The organism is Nonomuraea gerenzanensis, from assembly GCF_020215645.1.
In the GTDB taxonomy this organism is placed as follows: Bacteria; Actinomycetota; Actinomycetes; order Streptosporangiales; family Streptosporangiaceae; genus Nonomuraea; species Nonomuraea gerenzanensis.
In genome coordinates this window covers 9,851,657-9,870,218 of sequence record NZ_CP084058.1, presented here as the reverse complement: position 1 = coordinate 9,870,218, position 18,562 = coordinate 9,851,657, and the positions used below count along the sequence as shown (strand labels likewise).

The following is an 18,562-nucleotide window of genomic DNA, read 5'->3' as shown; positions in this document are numbered from 1 at the left end:
AGCTTTGTCGTCCACCGTCACCAATGGCTCCCACACGCCTAACGTCTGATGGGTGTAGTACGGATCTTCTGGTCCGGCGACGAGGTCGCGTGGGCGGCCAGAGTGAGCCGCCTTCCGTCGTGCCCGGTCAGCTTCTGGCCGCCGCAACCCCACAGGGCCGCCGCCAGGAGGGTCTATCGCCATGATCGCGGCTCGTCTTCGCACCCAATCCTTCCGAAGTCCGGATTCAGCAAGCAAACGATAACCGTGTTCAGGCCAGTGGGGGAGCAGCCGCGCCTTGCCGAGACCGGCGCCGATCACGTCGGTACGCCGCCGTCAGTCGCAGGGAGGCGTCGACGGATCCCGGGTCAGAACGCATCAGGATAGAGCCGCTCCGCGATCCGCCGCACGATCGAGATGTTGCCCAGCGTTCCGGGGAACACGTCGGCGCTGGAGACCGCGATCAGCCGGTCATTGCGCACCGCCGGCATGTCCGGGAAGGTAGTGGTGAGGTACTTGCGGGTCGCGGCCTCGTGCTTCTCGTCGTACACCGAGAACACCAGGGCGTCGGGCCGCTCGGCCGCGAGGGACTCGGGTGTGATCGTCGCCGCGAAGAACTTCGCGAACGCCGGCTGATCGGGAGTGTAGACGTTGTCGGCCCCGGCCAGGCGAAGGATGTCGTATTCGACGCCGGCGCCGATGGTCTGCAGGGTGGTGCCGTCGACGTACACCTGTGCGACGCGCAGCTTTTTCACGTCGGCGAGCGCCTTGGCGACCTTGTCGAGGTCGGCCCGGCTCTTCGCGATGAGGCCGGCGGCGGCCTCCTCAACGCCGAAGATCTTGCCGATGTTCTCCAGATCGGTGAACAGATCCGTGACCTCACCGGTCATGCGGCGGTCCTTGCACCCGCCGTTGGCGACGTAGACGGAGACTCCGGCCTGCTCGAGCTGCTCGATGCTGGCAAAGCCCTGCTCTGCGGTGAACTCGTAGGTGGTGGGCGAGTAGACGAAGTCCGGCTTGACGGCCAACAGGTCCTCACGGCTGGGCGGGGTGACCCCGCCGATCATCGGAATGTTCGCGGCAAGCGGTGCCACGTCCTCCGGCAGTGCCTGCGCCTTGGCTTGGGCCTGCCCGGCGATGCGGCCGGCCAGGCCCAGACGCAGCAGCAGCTCGGTCTGCGCCGGGTGCATGCCGACGGCCGCCTTGGGAGCGTCATTGACGACGACCTTCCGGCCGCAGTTCTCCAGCGTCACCGCGGCGGCCGCGCTGGGTCTCGGGGAGGCCTGTGTCACAGAGGTGCCGCAGCCGGCGAGAAACAACGCTACGGCGGCGCTCGCGATGGCGGCGGATCGGGCGGGGATGCGAGAGGCGCGCGTCATGGGTGGGTGCTGCTTTCTGTTCGGGTGGAGGGCACATCGATGGGGTCACCGCTCGCATCGAGGCGGCGGAAGGCGAAGACGGGTTCGTCGGGGTCGCCGAGGACGCGGACGTCCACGCCGAAGGTGGTGCGGATCAGCTCAGGGCTGAACACTTGAGCCGGCGGCCCGGCGGCGACGATGCGACCGGCGGCGAGCACGACGACACGGTCGCAGTACTGGGTCGCGAGGTTCAGGTCATGGAGAGCGGCGATCACGGTGCGTCCCAGACTGCGCACCGTGCTCATCAACTCGTGCTGGTGGCTGATGTCGAGATGGTTGCTCGGTTCGTCCAGCACCAGCACTGGGCTCTCCTGGGCGAGGGCGCGGGCGAGCATGACACGCTGCCGCTGACCCCCGGAGAGAGTGGCGACCATGCGGTCACCGAGGTCCGTGATCTCGGCGCGGCGCATCGCCTCGTCCACGATGCGAATATCGTCCGGGGTGTCCCGGCCGAAGGAGGCATGGTGCGGGGCACGGCCGAGTAGCACCGTCTCCTGAACGCTCAAGTCGAAGTCGGTCACCGGGTCCTGGAGCATGACCGCTACCGCTCGTGCCGCCTGCCTGCCGCTCAGGTGCTGCACGTCCTGCCCGTCGAGGCGCACCGTGCCCTGCCGAGGCTTCAGCGCACGGTAGAGCGTACGCAGCAGCGAGGACTTTCCGCTGCCGTTCGGCCCTACCAGGCCCACCACCGTGCCCGAGTCAACGGTCAGCGACGCCTGCTGCACCACGTCCCGGCCGCCGAGGGCAACGGTGATGTCGTCGAACTCCACTCTCATCGGCCGAACCCCGCACGCTCGGCCCCGTTCCGCCGCATCAGCCACAGGAAGAACGGAGCGCCGACGAATGAGGTGAGGATGCCCAAGGGGATCTCCGTCGGCGCGGCAACCGTACGCGCCAGCAGGTCTGCGATCATCAGGAACACAGCCCCACCCAGCACCGTAACCGGCAGCATCCGCCGATGGTCCGCACCGACCGCGATCCGCGCGATGTGTGGGACGACCAGCCCGACGAACCCGATCCCGCCGGCGACCGAGACCACGGTGCCGGTCAGCAGAGACGCCACCGCCAGCAGCAGCCCGCGCAACCGGGAGGCGTGCACCCCCAGCGAGACCGCCGACTCGTCCCCGGTCAACAGCGCGTTCAGCGACCGCGCCAGCAGCGCCGCGATCATCCCGGCCACCACGAGCGCGACAGCCGGGCCGATCAGGCTCGGCATCGACGCCGCCGACACACTCCCCAGCAGGAAGAACAACACACTCACGACGTTCTGCGCGTCAGTGGAGATCGTCAGATAGCTCGTCACCGCGCTCAGCAAGGTTCCCAGCGCGACACCGGCCAGAATCATCCGCATCGGCGACAGCGCCCCGTCCTTCCGTGCCAACGCCCCGACGCCCACACAGGCCGCCAAGGCGCCCGCGAACGCGGCCACGTTCAACGACAACCCGCCCAGCGCGGCCGAACCGAACACGATCACGAGCACCGCCCCGACGCTCGCTCCGGAGGACACGCCCAGGATGTAGGGCTCGGCGAGCGGATTGCGGACTGTGACCTGCATCAATGCGCCCGCCAGAGCCAAGCCGGCACCGGCCAGCGCCGCCAACAGCGTCCGCGGCAGCCGGAACTGCCACACCGCCTGATCCTGCAACGGCGTCAACGTCCCGTCAGACATCCACGGCATCCCCGGAACCAGATGCCCGATCACGATCTGAGCCGCCTCCACCAGGCTCACCGACACCGAACCCGTCGCGCCGGACAGCACGACCAGAACACACGCTGTGACCGAAAGCGCCACGCAAAGCAGCCCTGTGCGTCGCGACAGACGACGCCGCGCGTGACCAGGCGGTGCTGTCAGATCGTCAGAGGGGGAGGAACGCTGAGAGGAACCTAAGTACACGACGCGGGATGTTATCGGTAATGACTATCATGTTCAATTTTACTGGCATCTCACCCGAGATCGGGGAGCGGCCTCAACTCGGCGACCTTGGCGACGGCGGCGCTCGGGGGCAGCTTCTTGATCAACGGCAAAGAAGCCGTACCCGCTCGATCTCCGGCTCGAGCCTCGTCCTTACCCCTGGCCGGCGCCTGGAGGATGGCATCCCGTGGGTACGCCTGATGGAACTCTTGGGTGGTAAGCGAGCGCCACGTCTCCATCAATGTCATCGGGGCGGTTCAGGTTCCGCCGGGCACCCTGTGATCCACCGAAGGTCATCATGACGTTGGTCATGGTGAGTTCTATCCCTGGCTCGATGCGCCGAGACTCCGCCGCTTCGTAGCGTTCCCGGCATGAAAACCCTCTGGACCGTCCTGCTCGCCATGGTCCTCATGTTCGCCCAGGCGATCATCGGCTTCAGCCTCCCGCTACTGTTCGTCTATCTGATCCGGCGATTTCTGGACCGGCGGCCATGGTCGTCTCTGGGCTGGCGGAAACCGTGGCACCTCGTGCTCGGCGTCTTCGCGGGTGCGCTGCCGATACTCGCCAACGAACGCTAATCGCGGATCCGGGTCAGAGCAGTCGCTGAGTCACGGATCACCAGTTCGGGTTCGGGGTCGGTGATGACACCGCCCGCGCGTGGCCGTCCCGCGATCAGGTCGTAAAGCGCCTCGACGCCGGCCCGGCCGAGTTGGTACATGGGCATCCGGACTGCGGTGACGGCCGGGCGCAGGTGTTGCATCAGGTCGACGTCGTGGATGCCGACCACCGATAGCTGGTCGGGGATGGCGATGCCGAGGTCGCGTGCGGCGGCCAGGACCCCGACCGCGCTCATGATGTTGTTGACGACGATGGCGGTCGGCGCGGTCGCCGCCTGCATGGCCTGCCGGAGCCCGTCGGCGCCGGCCTGCTCACCGAACCCGGTGGCCAGGTGCGGAGCCGGTGTCAGGCCGGCGGCGTCCATCGCCTGCTGGTAGCCCAGGTAGCGCTGCTGGGAGAGGTATCCCGAGCCACCGACGAAGACGATGTGGCGGTGGCTGAGGTTGACCAGGAACCGCGTCGCGATCTCGCCCGCGCGGCGGTCGTCCACGTCGATCCAGGGATGGTCCAGTGCGTGTTCCAGGATGAGGATCGGCTTGGGGTGGGAGCGGAGTTCGGCCATCACGTCGTCGTCCAGCAGCCCTTCGCCGCGGATCAAGATACCGTCGACCGTGCCCTGGCTGAGCAGCCGGGTCAGGAACTGGCTGCCGGAGCGCATGGTCTCGGCATCGCCCAGCAGGACCGTCGCGCCGTGCTCCGCCGCTGCCTCGTAGACCCCCTGCCGCAGCGGTCCGTAGACCGGGTTGTCGAGCTTGTTGAGGATCATCGCGATCATGTCGGTCTGGTTGAGCCGCAGCGAGCGCGCCGTCTGGTTCGGCTGGTAGCCCAACTCCTGCATCGCCTGGAGCACCCGGGTGCGGGTGGATTCCTTCATCCGGGTGTGGCTCGTGCCGTTGACCACCGCCGACACCACGGCGAGTGACACCCCAGCCGCCCGTGCGACGTCACGTTGCGTTGCCATGGTAGAAGCCTACTCGGTTCTTGACGTAACGTCTCACCATCCCTATTTTGAATTAACGTTACGTCAACAAGGAGTACACATGACATCGACACGTCGCACCGTCCTCCTGCGGTCCTCCTGGGCGACGGTGAACATCGGCGACGTGGCTCACTCCCCTGGCGTGGTGCGGGCGTTTCAGCGGTTCGCCCCCGAGGCCGAGGTCATCCTCTGGCCGGTGCGGCTGGAGGAGCGCGAACGATCCATGCTGCGGCACGCGTTTCCCGACGTGCGCGTCGTCGACGGCACTCTCGGCGGGGACGGGCCGAGCACCCCGGAGTTGGCCGCCGCCATCGAGGGTGCGGACGTCCTGATGCACGGATCGGGCGCCGACGCCTTCCAGAGCACCGAGATCGATTGGTGGCGCGAGCACGTGGGCCGCCCGTACGGGTACTTCGGGATCACCGTGGATCCGCTGTGCCCACCGACCATGGCGACACTGCCGGAGCTGGCACAGATGGTCGACCTGCTCCCACCGTCCTATCTCGAGGACGACGTCAAGGACCGTTTCGACAGCGCCGACTTCGTGTACTGCCGCGAAACGCTGACCCTGGCCACCCTGCGCGGCCAGAAGATAACCGGGCCCGACCTCGCCTTCGGGCCGGACGGCACGTTCGCGTTCGACCACACTGACGCCGTCGCGGCCGCTCGCCTGCTGGAGGGTTTCGGCCTGCGGCCCGGTCGGTTCGCCTGTTTCGTTCCGCGGCTGCGCTACGCCCCCTACGCGAAGATCTACGGTACGGAGCCGACCCGCGAGCAGATGCGGCGCGACGCGGTCAACCGGGCCACCGTGACGCACGACCTGGCGGTGCTGGCGGCGGCGATCGAGACCTGGGTACGCGTCAGCGGCCTGCCGGCCGTCGTGGTGCCCGAGATGAGCTATGCCGTCGAGCTCGCTCACGAGCAGCTTCCCAGCCTGCTCAGTCCACAGACGCTCGGTCAGGTCCGGCTCCTGGACCGGTACTGGCCGCTGGAGGAGGCGACCGGGGTCTACGCCGTCTCGTCGCTGGTGGTCAGCATGGAGTGTCATTCGCCGATCCTGGCCGCACGACATGCGATCCCGACCGTCTACCTTCGGCAGCCGACCGAGACCACGAAATCTCAGATGTTCGCCGACCTCGGCGCCCCGGACCTGGTGATCGAGCTCGACCATCGTGCCGCGGCGACGGTCGTCGCGGCGGTCACCGGCATCGCCACCGACCCGGCGCCCGCGGTCGCCCGCAGCAGGAGGCTCGCGGCCAATGCCGACGACCGGCTGCGGGCGGCGGTGCAAGCCTGCGTCGCGGGCCGGCCCATCGGCCTGCCTGCACCGGTGGAGACCGGCGATGCGTAGCCTGCGCGACCGCTGGCGGCGCGACCGGGTCCTGCTGCTGCTGGCGCTTCCCGGGGTCACGGCGCTGCTGCTGTTCCACTATCTGCCGCTCGGCGGGAACATCATCGCGTTTCAGGACTTCCAGCCGTTCCTCGGAATCTGGCACAGCCCGTACGTCGGGCTGGACAACTTCGAGCCGATGCTCACCGGCGACCCGGTTTTCCTCAACGCACTCGTCAACACACTGATCATCACGCTGATCCAGGTGATCTTCGTGTTCCCGCTGCCGATCTGCCTCGCGTTGATCCTGAACGCGACCATCAGCGAACGGCTCAAACGCCTCACCCAGTCGATCCTCTACATGCCGCACTTCCTGTCCTGGGTCATCGTGGTCGCCCTGTTCCAGCAGATGTTCGGCAACGGCGGGATGCTCAACGCCTGGCTGCGCTCGGCCGACCTGTCCACGTTCTACGTCGTCGGCGTACCCGAGTTGTTCAAACTCATGATCACATCACAGGTGATCTGGAAGGACACCGGCTGGTCGACGATCATCTTCCTCGCCGCACTGTCCAGAGTGGATCCGGCGCAGATGGAGGCCGCGGTGGTGGACGGCGCCTCGGCGGCTCGCCGCCTGTGGCACGTGACCCTGCCCTACATCCGCCCGGTGATCGTCCTGCTGCTGATTCTGCGGCTCGGTGACTCGCTGTCCGTCGGGTTCGAGCAGATCATCCTGCAGCAGGCACAGGTCGGTGCCGGTGCCAGCGAAGTACTCGACACCTACGTCTACAACCACGGGATCGTCGGCGGCGACTGGGGCACCGCGGCCGCGGTGGGGCTGATCAAAGGCATGGTCGGTGTCGCGCTCGTGCTCGGCGCCAACCGGTTGGCCCACGCCCTGGGCGAGCAGGGGGTGTACGCCAAATGACGAGCCGACCTGCGCCGACCGCGGTGTCCGTGGCGCGCCCCGCCGCGGGCGCAGGGCCGCGGCCACGCTCGGGCCGCAGCCGGCGTCCGGCCTGGATGGGCGAGCCCAGCAAGCTGGGGGTCGGTGCGCGGGGACTCGTGCTCGGCCTGGGCTGCCTGGCGGTTCTGGTGCCGTTCTGGGCGGTGCTCATGACCAGCATCGCCTCCCCGGAGGAGGTCAACAGGGCGGGCGGCTTCGTGCTGTGGACGAACGATCCGACGCTGGACTCCTACCGGGCCGTCCTGTCCGGAGGAATCGTCACCCGTGCGCTGCTGGTGAGCGCCGGCATCACCGTGGTCGGCACGGCACTCAGCCTCGTCAGCACGATCGCTCTGGCGTACGCGCTGTCGCGGCCGGGTTCGTTGCTGCACAAGCCGATCCTGCTGATGACGGTGTTCACCCTGCTGTTCAATCCGGGCATCATCCCGATGTACCTCACGGTCAAACAGCTCGGCCTGCTGGACAGCTACCTGGCACTGATCCTGCCGGTGCTGGTGAACGCCTTCAACGTCATCGTCATGCGCGCGTTCTTCCAGGGGATCCCCGGTGAGCTGCGGGAAAGCGCTTACATCGACGGTGCGGGGGAGATGCGCATCCTGCTGCGGATCGTCCTGCCACTGTCGAAGGCGGTCGTCTCCGTGATCGGGCTGTTCTACGCAGTGGCGTACTGGAACGCCTTCTTCTCCGCGATGTTGTACCTCCAGTCGTCGGAGAAGTGGCCGCTGCAACTGGTGCTGCGCACCTACGTCGTCAACAACACCCCGATCGGATCCGACCAGCTCAGCTCGAACCTGGAGAACCTGCCACCGCAAATCTCCGTCCAGATGGCGATTCTTGTCATCTCCGTCCTGCCCATCCTGTTCATCTATCCCTTCATCCAGAAGCACTTCGCCAAGGGACTCATGGTCGGCGCCGTCAAGGGTTGACCGGTCGTCCATGCCATGTGGAAAGGAGACGTCATGGCACCCCTCTTCAGCCGCCGCCACGTCCTGGCACTCGGCGCGGCAACGGGGCTGGCCCCGCTGCTCGGGGCCTGCGGTGACGGCAGCCCGAGTTCGCCGAACAGCTCGACCGGGCCGGTCAAGCTGCCCACCTACAAGCCCGTCACCGCGGCCCCGCCCGACCTGGCCGCCAAGCCGGCCGGGGTGTCGCCGGGATACTTCACCTACCCGGCCGCCTCCAGCGCCGCATCACAACCGGTGCGGGGCGAAGCCGTCACGGCACTGACGTACACCTACGACCCGATCGCCCCCGCGCTCGGCTCGAACCCCTACTGGCAGAACCTCAACAGCGAACTCGGCACCGAACTGAAGATCACGTACGTCGCCTCGACCGACTACAAGAGCAAGGTCGCCACGACCATCGCCGGTGGAGATCTCCCCGACATTGTGGCCATCCAGGGCGTTGTCCAGCAGATGCCGGCCATGCTGAAGGCGACATTCACCGACCTCACCGAGTACCTGTCCGGGGACGCGGTCCTCGCCTACCCGAACCTCGCCGCCCTGCCCACCGACGCCTGGCGCAGCACCGTCTACGACCAGCGGATCTGGGGCATCCCGGTGCCGCGGGCACGGATCGGCACCGTGCTGTACAGCCGGGCCGACCTGCTGGCCAAGGCAGGACTCAGCCTCCAGCCCGATTCGTGGGCCGAGTTCAAGGAGATGGCGGACGCGCTGACCGACGAGCGGGCCGGTCGGTGGGCGTTCGGACAGATCCCGTTCAACACGATCCTTGAGATGAACGGGATCACCGGCAACTGGCCCGGCGGCACAGGCGTCTGGCAGGCCGAAGGTGGGGTCTTCACCCACTCCGGGACGACACCGCAGTTCACGCAGGCCCTCGAGGACACCGTCGAGCTGGTGAAGTCGGGGGTGGTGCATCCCGACCACGCGGGCGCGCCCAACACGAAGCGCAACGCGTGGATGCTGGCCGGCACGACCTCGTTCACCATCGGCGGGTACGCCGGGTGGGGCAAGTTCTACGGTCAGGCGAAAGACGTGCCCGGCTTCCGCCTGACCGGCATGCTCTCGCCCACCCGCGACGGCACTGGGACGCAGGTACGCACGCCCGGCCCGACCCTCTCCAGCTTCACCGCCATGGCCAAGACCGACAACGCCGACCGGATCAAGCAGATCCTCAGGGTCCTCGACTGGTTGTGCGCACCCTTCGGCAGCAGCGAGTACCTGGCCCTCCGGTACGGCGTCGAGGGCCAGACGTTCACCCGCAACGGCTCCGACCCGACTCTCACCGAGGCCGCGCGCAGCCAGATGTTCCTGCCGGTGCGGTACCTCGCCGAAGCGTCGCCCGTCATCTACGAGCCGGGCAACCGCCAGGCCGTACAGGACCAGCACGACCACCAGGCCGTCGGCGTCCCGCTTGCCGTCGCGGACCCGACCCTCGGGCTGTACTCGGAGACCGCCGCCAGCAAGGCCGCCAGCGAGCAGCAGGAACTGGACTCGGTGCTGCTGGAGATCCAGCTGGGGAACAAGCCCGTCTCGGCGTGGCAGCCGGCCATCAAGAAGTTCATGGACCGGGTGGGAGACAAGATCAAGGCCGAGTACGAGGAGCAGGCGGGTGGTTGACGTGGACTCAGCCAAGTCAGGGAGAAGACAGTGACGTTACGTTGGTACACGCGTCGCCGGGTCCGTGCGGCGGTCGTGCTGGCTCTGGTGGCGGCGTTTCTGTCGCCGGGCAGTGCCGCCGCCGCCGACATGTCGGATCTCGGCGGGCTGCTCGACCTGACGCGCCCGGGGCTCGGCGCGGTGGTGGCCAAGTTGGCCGCCGGTGATGAAGCGGGCGCCGCGAGCGAGCTCAAGGTCTATTACGCGGGCCGCGACGACGTCCACTACCCGGCTCCGGCTGAGGGACTGGGCGGTGGCGACTCGGGCCCCGACGAGATCGCGGCGGGGATCTTCCGGTTCGGCGCCGAGACCCGCAACTTCTACGACAGCGCCGAGCAGCGGATCGACATCGACTGGCAGGACCTCTGGGGTGGGACGCAGACCATCCCGGGCGGCGCTCAGACGTTGATGAGCGACTTCACGTTCATGCCCAAACTGACGTACGCCTACGTGTCCGAGAGCGACCCGGCCAAGCGTGCGGCGTACGCGGCGGCGTGGATGGACATCTCGCTGGACTTCTTCGCCGACAATCAGAGCTGGCCGCAGAACCGCAATCTGTCGGCGGCCAAGCGGCTCGCCCAGCTGGTCAGCGCGTTCTCCGTGTTCCGGGCCGATCCTGGCATCGACGCGACCGATCTCGTGGCGTACCTGTCCGGCGTGCACGCCACGACGGACTTCCTCGTCGGCGCGCTGCAGATACATATCGGAAACAACTGGTACGTGTCGATGGCCCGCTCCGTTTACGCGGCGGCCGTGTTCCTGCCCGAGTTCTCGTCATCGCCTGGCTCGGAGTGGTTCGCGGTGCGCTCGGCCGAGCGGTTCCTGCGCGCGTACTTGAAGGGCGACGGTGTGTACCGCGAACCGGCGTTCAACTATCAGGCATACGTGGCGGACATCCTCAACTCCGTCATAGCGGTCGGGGATGCCAACGGGCGAACGCTTCCCGATGCGCTCGTCCAGGCGGCGGACTGGATCGCGGATTCGCTGTTCGCGACCCGTCAGCCGAATCTGGAACCCGCGGCGATCGGCGACACGCCGAACAACGACGCGGGTACGTCGGCCATTCGCAGGAGCGGTGTACGCAACTCCTGGCCCGATTTCACCTGGGTCGCCTCCGGCCGGACGCAGGGGACCGCCCCGACGCTGCCGTCCACGGTGTTTCCGATCAGCTTCGCGGTTCAGCGTTCCGGGTGGGACGCCGATGCCCGGTACATGCTGATCAACAACCAGAACTCCAGTTACACCGCCTCGCATCGGCATCCGGACGACCTCAGCCTGGTGATGGCGGCGTACGGGCGTCCGCTGATCGTCGACTCCGGGGTGGGGGACTACAGCCCGACTGAAACGAACGAGTGGATGCGCCGCAGGACCGAGGCGCACAACACCATCGAGGTCGACGGGCTCCCGCAGGAGAAGGGCGTTCCCCGCACAACGTCGCTGTGGCGCTCGAACGCGGGCCTCGACATCTACCGCGGTGCGGCGATGGGCTACCGGCCGGTCGAGCACGATCGCGCTGTCTACTTCGTCAAGCCCGGCTTCTGGGTGGTCTCCGACGCCCTCACCGGTGACACCGCCGCGCACGACTACCGGCAGCTCTGGCACTTCCCCGGTGATCCGGTGACCGTCAACCCGGCGACGAAGGTCGCCACGGTCGGGTTCGACACCGTGCCAGGAGCCGCACCCGTCGCCGGCGTGCGGCTCATCCCGGTGGCGACGCCCGGCGCCGCGGTGACCCCCACGGTCCACGACGATGGCGCCGTACGCGTCGGCGAGCAGGTGCTCACCAACGTCGACTACCTGTCCTACGACTGGTCCTCCACAGGGCCGACGGGACTGGACACGGTCGTGGTTCCCGGCCGGGCCGGCGCGGCGCCCTCGGTGACGGCGAAGCGCATCGCCATGCCCGGGGTGAGTCACTCCGTGGCGACGGCGATGGAGATCACCCTGCCGGACGCGACCGGACGCTTCTACCTTTCGCGCGAGGCGACTCCCTCGTCGAGGGCGTTCGGAGCCGCCGCGACCAACGCGGAGACCGCCTACCTCGAGCGTGCTTCGGGCGGCGGGCTCACCAGGTACGCGCTGACCAGAGGGTCGTCGCTGATCGATCAGGACGACACCGTCATCAGCGCATCCGCACCGGTGTCCGATGTCAGTGTGGAACTGCGCGGCGCGACCGCCCGGATCTCGCTCGGGGACCCGTTCACCGGCATCCTCTCCATCAACGCGCCGAACGCGAACGCGGTGACGGTGAACGACACCCCGATCGCGTTCACCCGCACGGGCAACCTCATCACCGTGTCACTCGAGGAACACTTCGCCCCGGCACCCGTGCTCAACGACGAGTTCGACGAGGTCGGCCTGGATCGCACCGTCCATGACTTCAACGGATCCTTCGGCGGCTGGACGCCGGTCCAGGGGACCTGGGCGCTGACCGGCGCACAGCCGGACACGCAGCTGGCACAGACCTCGACTGCGGACATGGTGTCGTTCGCGGCGCTGCAGGACGTACCCGATGACGTGGTCATGGCCGCGGACATCGTTCCCGGGGTACGCGGCCAGACGACGGCCCGTACCGGTCTCGCGTTCCGCTATCACAATTCCCGCAACTACTACCGGGCCGAAGTGCTCAACTCCACGTCGGGAGCGACGCTGAAGCTCGTGAAGATCTACGACTCGACGACCGAGGTTCTCGCGGAGACCGCACTGCCGAGCGGCGCCAACGTCCCGCACAAGCTGGTCGTATCCGCGATCGGGAGGCATCTGAGCGCCAAGGTCGGCGACACGTCGATCTCCGCGGATGACGGACAGCTGCCGACGGGTGGTGCCGCCGCCTTCACCCATCGGCGGGCCGCGACCTTCGACAACATCGTGATCAGGGAAGGGCTCGATCAGGCCAGTTGGCGAGGAATGACAGGGTCGGTGTCCGTCGCCTCGGGCAAGTTGCACCTCCAGCCGCCTGCCGGTGGCCGGGCGCACGTACTGGCCGACTCGACACTGCCGACGCGCTTCTCCGAGGCGTGCGACCATGTCGTGGAGACCACGGTCACGATCGACGGATCCGTCGGTAACGCGGGAATCTCGCTGCGAGACACCACGGACGCGTACGGGTATCGGATCCACGTCGGCAAGACCAGCGACGGAACCCAGTACGCGAGCATCATCCGCGAGGCTCACGCGTCGGGTCCGGTCACAGTGGCCAAGGCGTCCATCAGCAACCCGTTGACAGGTCCCGTGCGACTGGGTGCGGCGATTCACGGTGACCGCATCACCGTGACGTTGAACGGCGTTCAGATCCTGAAGGGTCGCGACACCGTTGTGCGCAGCGGCGGCGTCGGGCTTCACGCATCCACGGAGAGCTCGTTCGAGAACGTCACTGTCGCTCGGTCCTGCGGGGGGCGGTAGTGCCTGCGGCCTGCGACCGATTCGGCGGTCATGGCGCTGATCCAGAGGCTGGCGCGGGAGAAACCTCGCTGAGGTCACGAGCGTATCCGTGGCGAACTGCGGCATCTGGGCAATCAGGTGAGCGGTGCGACGATCCGTCGGTCCTGAAGCGGGGGCGCTTGGGCCCGGCACCGCAGCGGGCCGGTGATCGCTGGCGTGATTTCGTCCGCGCCCACATGCGAGCACGCTGGCGTGTGATTTCTCCGCGGTGGACACCGTCACCCTGCGCCGGCCGTACGTCTTCTCCGTGGCGGAGGTCGGCACCCGGGTTCGTGCACATGCTCGGCGTGATCGGCGAGAAGATTACAGGCTTGGGCAACCCAAGCGCCATCAGGGTGCGCGGTTACGCGGATCGTCCTGCCGTACGCGTTTCCGTCTCCCGGGTGACCGGAGCTCGCGTACGCCACGCGAAGCCCTCGCAGCGCGATGACCTGGATGGATGTGATCATCGGCAGGCGCAACCACGATGTCCGCCCTGGCCAGGACCGTCACGATCGCCGTACGTCAACGTCACCACGCCGAGTGGAAGATCACCGTGATCGCCGTGATCGCCATGACCGGCATGCCGCTCGGCCTCTGGGTGTACGCGGTGACGTCCCCGCAAGTGCTCACCGTGCTGATCGGGATCGGAGTCCTGGGCTGCACGGTCATGGTGTGGCGGCGGGTGAAGGTGCCCGGGAATGTTTCCGTGCTGGTGGGCGCCGGGTCTCCGGCGCGCTCTCGACCTCCACCGGCACCAACGGGCCATCGACGATCGCCGCCTTCCAGGGCATGGGGTATGACCCTGCGAAGTTCCGCGCCACCCTCTCGGCGATGTTCGCCGGCACCAGCGTGCTCAGCCTGGTCGGGTTCGCCGTGGCCGGCCAGGTGAACTCCCACTCGATCTGGATCGGCCTGGTGGGACTGCCGGTCGTGCGGTTGGGGTGGTTCGCCGGCAACGCGGTCTTCAGCCGCATCAACCCGGATCGTTTCCGCAACGTGGTGCTGGTGGCCCTCCTCGTCGGTGCGGTGGTCACCCTCTCCAGCGCACTCAGCAGCTGATTCGCCGGCCTCTGGGCGGCCGGCTGACTCGACCTCGGGCTCGCCAAGCTGCGCCGGCCGTTCTGCTGGACGCCGGGATCAATCGCATGGAGGCTCCTGCTGATCGGACGGCGTTGTCACCGACCTGCTCGGCGGCTGATCCGGCCGAACCAGTGCGGGTGGGTGCGGATGAAGGTGATCACGAAGAGCACCTGGATGCCGCCCTCGACGAGGATCAGCAGGCCCGAGTCGATCGCCGGGAGAATCGGCCCGCCGGTGAAGGAGCCGGCGAGGGCGTCCACCGCGCGCAGCACCGCCTCGATCGCGATCGGGATGGCGAAGAGGGCGTAGTTGCCGAGGGCGAAGGTCCCTCCGACCACGAGGACGACAGCGTAGACGCGGGTGGCCCGCCGCTCGTGCGGGTCCAGACCGGTGGTCGGATCCTCCGCAGGCGGGGGACGCCGCCGCACCGCGGCCCACACCTTGGCTCGCAGGTACTTGGCGTACGCCAGGCCGTCGTCGAAGAGGTTGCTGGTGCGCAGCAGGTCGCGCAGCACGTAGTACAGGTCCGTGCGCATGTAGACCTGGAGCTGGAACGGGATGGTCATGAGCACCGTCACGAGCAGCGCCTGCAGCAACGCCGCGGCCAGCGACGGCATCGGCACGTACGCCACCAGCAGGATGATCGTGGCCATGAGGAACAAGTCCCAGGTCATCCCGGCGAGGTAGGCCCGGTAGCGGCGGCGCCTGGGCACGCCCCACACGCCGGTGACGTCGGTCTGCACGACCAGGGTGTACAGCCGGGTGCCGAACCCGATCCGCCCCGGCGTGCCGAGCGAGCGGGCCGCCATGAGGTGCATCATCTCGTGGGCGCTGATCGCCACCGACATCATCGCCGTGTTGACCAGCACCGCCAGGCCGACATAGTCGCTCCAGAAGAAATGCTCGTACGTCGGCACGAGTTCGGGCCGCATGACGAGGGCCGCCAGGGCCGCCACCGTGGTCGCCGCCCACAGGACCTTCATCGGCAGACCGAAGATCCAGCCGACGTGCCGTGCGGTGAGCCATGGGAAATGGCTGCGCGGGGCGCCCGTAGCGGGGTCGGGCACCGGCTCCCCGTCGATCGCGCGGATGAACCCCAGACCGGTGGCGGCTTCGACGAGTTCGGCGACGTCGATCTCGGCGCCTTGCTCATCGGCGATGCGCTTCTCGACCGCACCGGCCGGGTGGCCTTCGCCCAGCAGCCGGAGCGCCTCCCCGTACACCGTGGGCAGCTCGATGTACTCACCGATCTCCGCCCGGCCGAAGACCATGACGTCCGGATCGTCGTCGTCGGGACGGGAGATCAGAGGGTGCAGGTCGACCCGGCTGCTGGTGGTGATCACGAGCAGGCCGGGCAGTCGTCGTAGCGGGGAACGTCGATGTAGTACGAGTGGGTCCACATGGCGTAGTTCCAGTGGAAGAACCTGCCGCGCGTCTGCGCGGGCAGCCCGGCGAGGTGATACATCGTCTCGAGAGCGCAGAGATGGCCGCTGATGTTGGCGCTTGCCGCGATCACGGCGTTCGGCCGTTCGGCGGTGAGCGGCCTTCCCTCGGAGCGGTACTCGCGCTGGTCCTCCTGGCGCTGCAGGCAGGCGAAGCAGCCGGTCTCGCCCGGGATCAGCGACCCGACGACGGCCATCGGCCCGGTGTAGAAGCTGACGAACCAGGGGGTGCCGGTGCGCAGCGCGGCTTCGTTGGTCCAGAGCATGATGTCCGGCTGCGGTTCGTCGGCGCAGAGCACGAAGACGTCGCACCCCTCCATCAGCTTGGCGATGTCATCGGCGCCACTCGCCTTCAGGGCGGTGCCGGTCACGTCCACCAGGCTGTTCATGGCGCGCAGCCTGGCCACCGCGCTGTCCACCTTCGGCTGCCCGATGTCCGCCTCGCTGTAGAGCAGTTGCCGGGTGAGGTTCGGCTCCTCGACGGTGTCGAAGTCGCCGATGGCCAGCGCCCCGATGCCACTGGAGACCAGCCCGGCCGCGACCGCGGAGCCGGTGCCGCCGATGCCGAGCAGCGCCACCTTGGCGTGCTTGATGCGGGCCTGGACGTCGTACGGAGAGCTGCGGGGGCTGGTGTCGATCCAGGAGAAGAAGTGCCTTGACGGCTCATAGCGGGCGGCCTCGCGCTCGGTGAGGCCGACGGGCAGGGGGGCGGCGGCGTCCTCCACGAAACCGTGGCCGATCAGGCCCGCGATCACCTCGCGAGCGTCTTGCTCATCGACGTCCGGGCAGGCCGCGCAGATCTCGTCGATCGTACGCGTGCCGTCCATGAGCGTGATGAGCCTGGCGATCGTGCCGTCCTCGTCGTCCTGGATCTCGGAGGAGACGCCCAGTTGCATCGTGCCGATGATGATGCGGTCGCCGGGCAGGGCGACGGGCTGGTGTACGCTTTTGATCTTCGGGCGGAGCACGACGGCCTTTCAGCTGAGAATTTCGGGGGAAACGAGCATCGGCCGACCAGGCGATGCCCGGCCGGCCGATGCGCTATTGTTCAGCCGCCGCCATCGCGCCAAGACGTGGTCTCGACCTTCTCCAGCTTGCGGATCTGCAGCGAAACCTTCTTGACCGGCTTGCTCTCAGCCTTCATGTTGAACCCCCTTTCGGCTGTGAGGAAGTTGCGATGTCGATTGTCATCGGCGCCTCTACGCATGCACTACAACCTCTCTACAATTCCGGCAGGGTGGAACGTGGCCTCCCGTGCGTCCGGCACCGGCAAGACGGACATGCCCGCACCGCTTGATCGTCCAGGCCACTGAGCAAGAGCCACACCGATGGAGGATCACACTCTTACCTGCGGACAACGTCAAGCCCACTCAGTGACGCGGAAGACCGAGAGCATGTCGTGCCGACGAGGATCCGCCTGGCCGTCGTACGGATGGAAGGAAGCCTCGACGCCGACCCAGCCACGCCACCTGGCCTTGTCGTCGATGATCTGCAGCAACGGGTAGACATGGGAGTTGCCCTTGTAGCACTGGCTGTCCTTCGCCAGGCAGCTGCAGCAGTGCCAGTGCGTGTCACGGCTGTCTTTACTGGTCACCTGCTGGATGGAGTTCTGCAGGCTTTGGTCTTTAAGGTACTGGCCCATGTTCCAGGTCCTGCCGACGTACGCGATGCTCCCCTTGGTCCCGCGGTGATAGGTCATGGTCAGCGGCGCGTCATGCCCGAGCACCGCCTCCATCGGCCGCCGCACGGTCAGCCCGGCGTTGCTGCCGTAGCCGTGGGTGAATGTGCGGCCGTACTTGAACGTCAGGCGCGCGTACGTACCGTCAGGCGCGGTTTCGACCCGCCATTCCTCGGTGCGCCACGCGGTCTGGTCCCAGGCGATGTTGACGTATTGACGTCCGGAAGCGTCGGCGTGCATCGTGCAGGACCCCGCTCTGACCTCTGTTGCGGGGGTGAGAAACCCGTTGGCGGTCATGATGTCGCACGGCCTTACGGTGGTCGACGTACCGGAGCACTTCCCACCAGGAACGGTGCCCGTGCCGACGCGGGCGGCTGGTGCGGTCTGGCTCCAGGCCCAGGTGTCGCCCTTGATGGTGATCATCGAGGCGGGAACTGTATCGGCCGGCGGTATGACGAAGGTATGCCGGTCATGACTCCGCGTCCGGCTAGGAACGCGAGAACGGGCACCAGTTCGTCACGGGTTCGAGCACCACCAGCTGATCGTCGGGGTGCGTCATGGTCACGAGTTTGAGCACCACTTCTCGATCTTGTGCTGGTCGGAGTTCGTAGGGGCGTGAGCGTGATGGCCGGGGTATGGCGGGGCACTGAGGTCGGGTCGCTCGGGAGTGGTTTCCGGGCTGATCTGCGCATGTCGGAGTCGGCATGGGGCCGTTGGTCATCGAGTTGGAGCCGCTGCGGGCTGCTGGTGGTTGCTGCTGGGGGCTTCGTTCGAAGAAGCCGGTCGTGTGCTGGCGGGGTGGGGAGCGGCGCGGCCTTATGCGCCGTATCCGGGGGCGGAGCCCTTGAATTGGCGGAGCGCGGGTGCTCCTCAACGGTATGGACGTGTTCTCCGTTCCTGCCGATCAGATGATCGCTGAGCTCCGGGCCCGGTATGACGTCGAGGTCGACGACGGGGACTACGGTCTGGTGGTTCCCGAGTTGTCGGTGGGGATGTCTCGGTCAACGGTCCCGTTCCGCGGTGCGGATCAAGAGACGATCGACCGGTTCACGTGCTTTGAGAGCGTGCTGATCGCAGGCCCGGGATACTACGACGGGCCAGCCTGAAGGGGAGTACTG

General features: G+C 67.5%; 16 protein-coding genes. 8 read left to right on the top strand and 8 right to left on the bottom strand.

Features of this window, described 5'->3' with window-relative positions:
* Positions 1–347 precede the first annotated feature (347 nt).
* The 3 genes from LCN96_RS45775 to LCN96_RS45765 are packed head-to-tail and all read right to left on the bottom strand — an operon-like array spanning position 348 to position 3,156.
* The gene (locus tag LCN96_RS45775; RefSeq protein ID WP_225268667.1) at positions 348–1,358 is read right to left on the bottom strand and encodes an ABC transporter substrate-binding protein; all 1,011 of its coding nucleotides are present in this window, start codon (positions 1,356–1,358) and stop codon (positions 348–350) included.
* Positions 1,355–2,173: an ABC transporter ATP-binding protein gene (locus tag LCN96_RS45770; RefSeq protein WP_225268666.1), complete on the bottom strand. Its 819-nt coding sequence runs from the start codon at positions 2,171–2,173 to the stop codon at positions 1,355–1,357. The genes LCN96_RS45775 and LCN96_RS45770 overlap by 4 nt, the downstream gene beginning before the upstream one ends.
* The gene (locus LCN96_RS45765; RefSeq protein WP_318528336.1) at positions 2,170–3,156 is read right to left on the bottom strand and encodes a FecCD family ABC transporter permease; all 987 of its coding nucleotides are present in this window, start codon (positions 3,154–3,156) and stop codon (positions 2,170–2,172) included. Before LCN96_RS45765 ends, LCN96_RS45770 begins: the two co-directional genes overlap by 4 nt.
* 524 nt (positions 3,157–3,680) lie before the next feature.
* Here LCN96_RS45765 and LCN96_RS45760 point away from each other — a divergent pair.
* On the top strand, positions 3,681–3,887 hold the full coding sequence (locus LCN96_RS45760) for a hypothetical protein (protein ID WP_225268665.1): 207 nt from the start codon (positions 3,681–3,683) through the stop codon (positions 3,885–3,887).
* Here the strand turns inward: LCN96_RS45760 and LCN96_RS45755 are convergent.
* On the bottom strand, positions 3,884–4,888 hold the full coding sequence (locus LCN96_RS45755; RefSeq protein ID WP_225268664.1) for a LacI family DNA-binding transcriptional regulator: 1,005 nt from the start codon (positions 4,886–4,888) through the stop codon (positions 3,884–3,886). The two genes, LCN96_RS45760 and LCN96_RS45755, sit on opposite strands and share 4 nt — an antisense overlap.
* A gap of 79 nt (positions 4,889–4,967) precedes the next feature.
* Here LCN96_RS45755 and LCN96_RS45750 point away from each other — a divergent pair, with 79 nt between their 5' ends.
* The 5 genes from LCN96_RS45750 to LCN96_RS45730 are packed head-to-tail and all read left to right on the top strand — an operon-like array spanning position 4,968 to position 13,223.
* On the top strand, positions 4,968–6,257 hold the full coding sequence (locus LCN96_RS45750) for a polysaccharide pyruvyl transferase family protein (protein ID WP_225268663.1): 1,290 nt from the start codon (positions 4,968–4,970) through the stop codon (positions 6,255–6,257).
* Positions 6,166–7,161 (top strand): ABC transporter permease, encoded by a 996-nt coding sequence (locus LCN96_RS45745; RefSeq protein ID WP_225268662.1) that lies wholly within the window; start codon positions 6,166–6,168, stop codon positions 7,159–7,161. Before LCN96_RS45750 ends, LCN96_RS45745 begins: the two co-directional genes overlap by 92 nt.
* Positions 7,158–8,126, top strand: a complete 969-nt coding sequence (locus LCN96_RS45740; RefSeq protein ID WP_225268661.1) for a carbohydrate ABC transporter permease — start codon at positions 7,158–7,160, stop codon at positions 8,124–8,126. Before LCN96_RS45745 ends, LCN96_RS45740 begins: the two co-directional genes overlap by 4 nt.
* A 33-nt stretch (positions 8,127–8,159) precedes the next feature.
* Positions 8,160–9,782 carry an extracellular solute-binding protein gene (locus tag LCN96_RS45735; protein WP_225268660.1) on the top strand — a complete coding sequence of 541 codons (1,623 nt, stop codon included), beginning with the start codon at positions 8,160–8,162 and terminating at the stop codon, positions 9,780–9,782.
* Between the two features lie 30 nt (positions 9,783–9,812).
* Positions 9,813–13,223 (top strand): alginate lyase family protein, encoded by a 3,411-nt coding sequence (locus tag LCN96_RS45730; RefSeq protein WP_225268659.1) that lies wholly within the window; start codon positions 9,813–9,815, stop codon positions 13,221–13,223.
* A gap of 549 nt (positions 13,224–13,772) precedes the next feature.
* Here LCN96_RS45730 and LCN96_RS56965 read toward each other — a convergent pair.
* The gene (locus LCN96_RS56965) at positions 13,773–13,907 is read right to left on the bottom strand and encodes a hypothetical protein (protein WP_263657401.1); all 135 of its coding nucleotides are present in this window, start codon (positions 13,905–13,907) and stop codon (positions 13,773–13,775) included.
* Between the two features lie 9 nt (positions 13,908–13,916).
* Between LCN96_RS56965 and LCN96_RS45725 the strand changes: the two genes are divergently transcribed.
* Positions 13,917–14,303 (top strand): TSUP family transporter, encoded by a 387-nt coding sequence (locus LCN96_RS45725; RefSeq protein ID WP_225268658.1) that lies wholly within the window; start codon positions 13,917–13,919, stop codon positions 14,301–14,303.
* Between the two features lie 116 nt (positions 14,304–14,419).
* Here the strand turns inward: LCN96_RS45725 and LCN96_RS45720 are convergent, their stop codons facing one another.
* The 3 genes from LCN96_RS45720 to LCN96_RS45710 all read right to left on the bottom strand — a co-directional run bounded on the left by LCN96_RS45720 (position 14,420) and on the right by LCN96_RS45710 (position 17,867).
* Positions 14,420–15,667 carry a hypothetical protein gene (locus LCN96_RS45720; RefSeq protein WP_225268657.1) on the bottom strand — a complete coding sequence of 416 codons (1,248 nt, stop codon included), beginning with the start codon at positions 15,665–15,667 and terminating at the stop codon, positions 14,420–14,422.
* On the bottom strand, positions 15,664–16,734 hold the full coding sequence (locus LCN96_RS45715; RefSeq protein WP_225268656.1) for a HesA/MoeB/ThiF family protein: 1,071 nt from the start codon (positions 16,732–16,734) through the stop codon (positions 15,664–15,666). Before LCN96_RS45715 ends, LCN96_RS45720 begins: the two co-directional genes overlap by 4 nt.
* A gap of 392 nt (positions 16,735–17,126) precedes the next feature.
* Complete coding sequence (locus LCN96_RS45710; RefSeq protein WP_225268655.1) at positions 17,127–17,867, bottom strand: hypothetical protein; 741 nt, start codon at positions 17,865–17,867, stop codon at positions 17,127–17,129.
* A gap of 440 nt (positions 17,868–18,307) precedes the next feature.
* Here LCN96_RS45710 and LCN96_RS45705 point away from each other — a divergent pair, with 440 nt between their 5' ends.
* Complete coding sequence (locus LCN96_RS45705; protein ID WP_225268654.1) at positions 18,308–18,550, top strand: hypothetical protein; 243 nt, start codon at positions 18,308–18,310, stop codon at positions 18,548–18,550.
* Positions 18,551–18,562 lie beyond the last annotated feature (12 nt).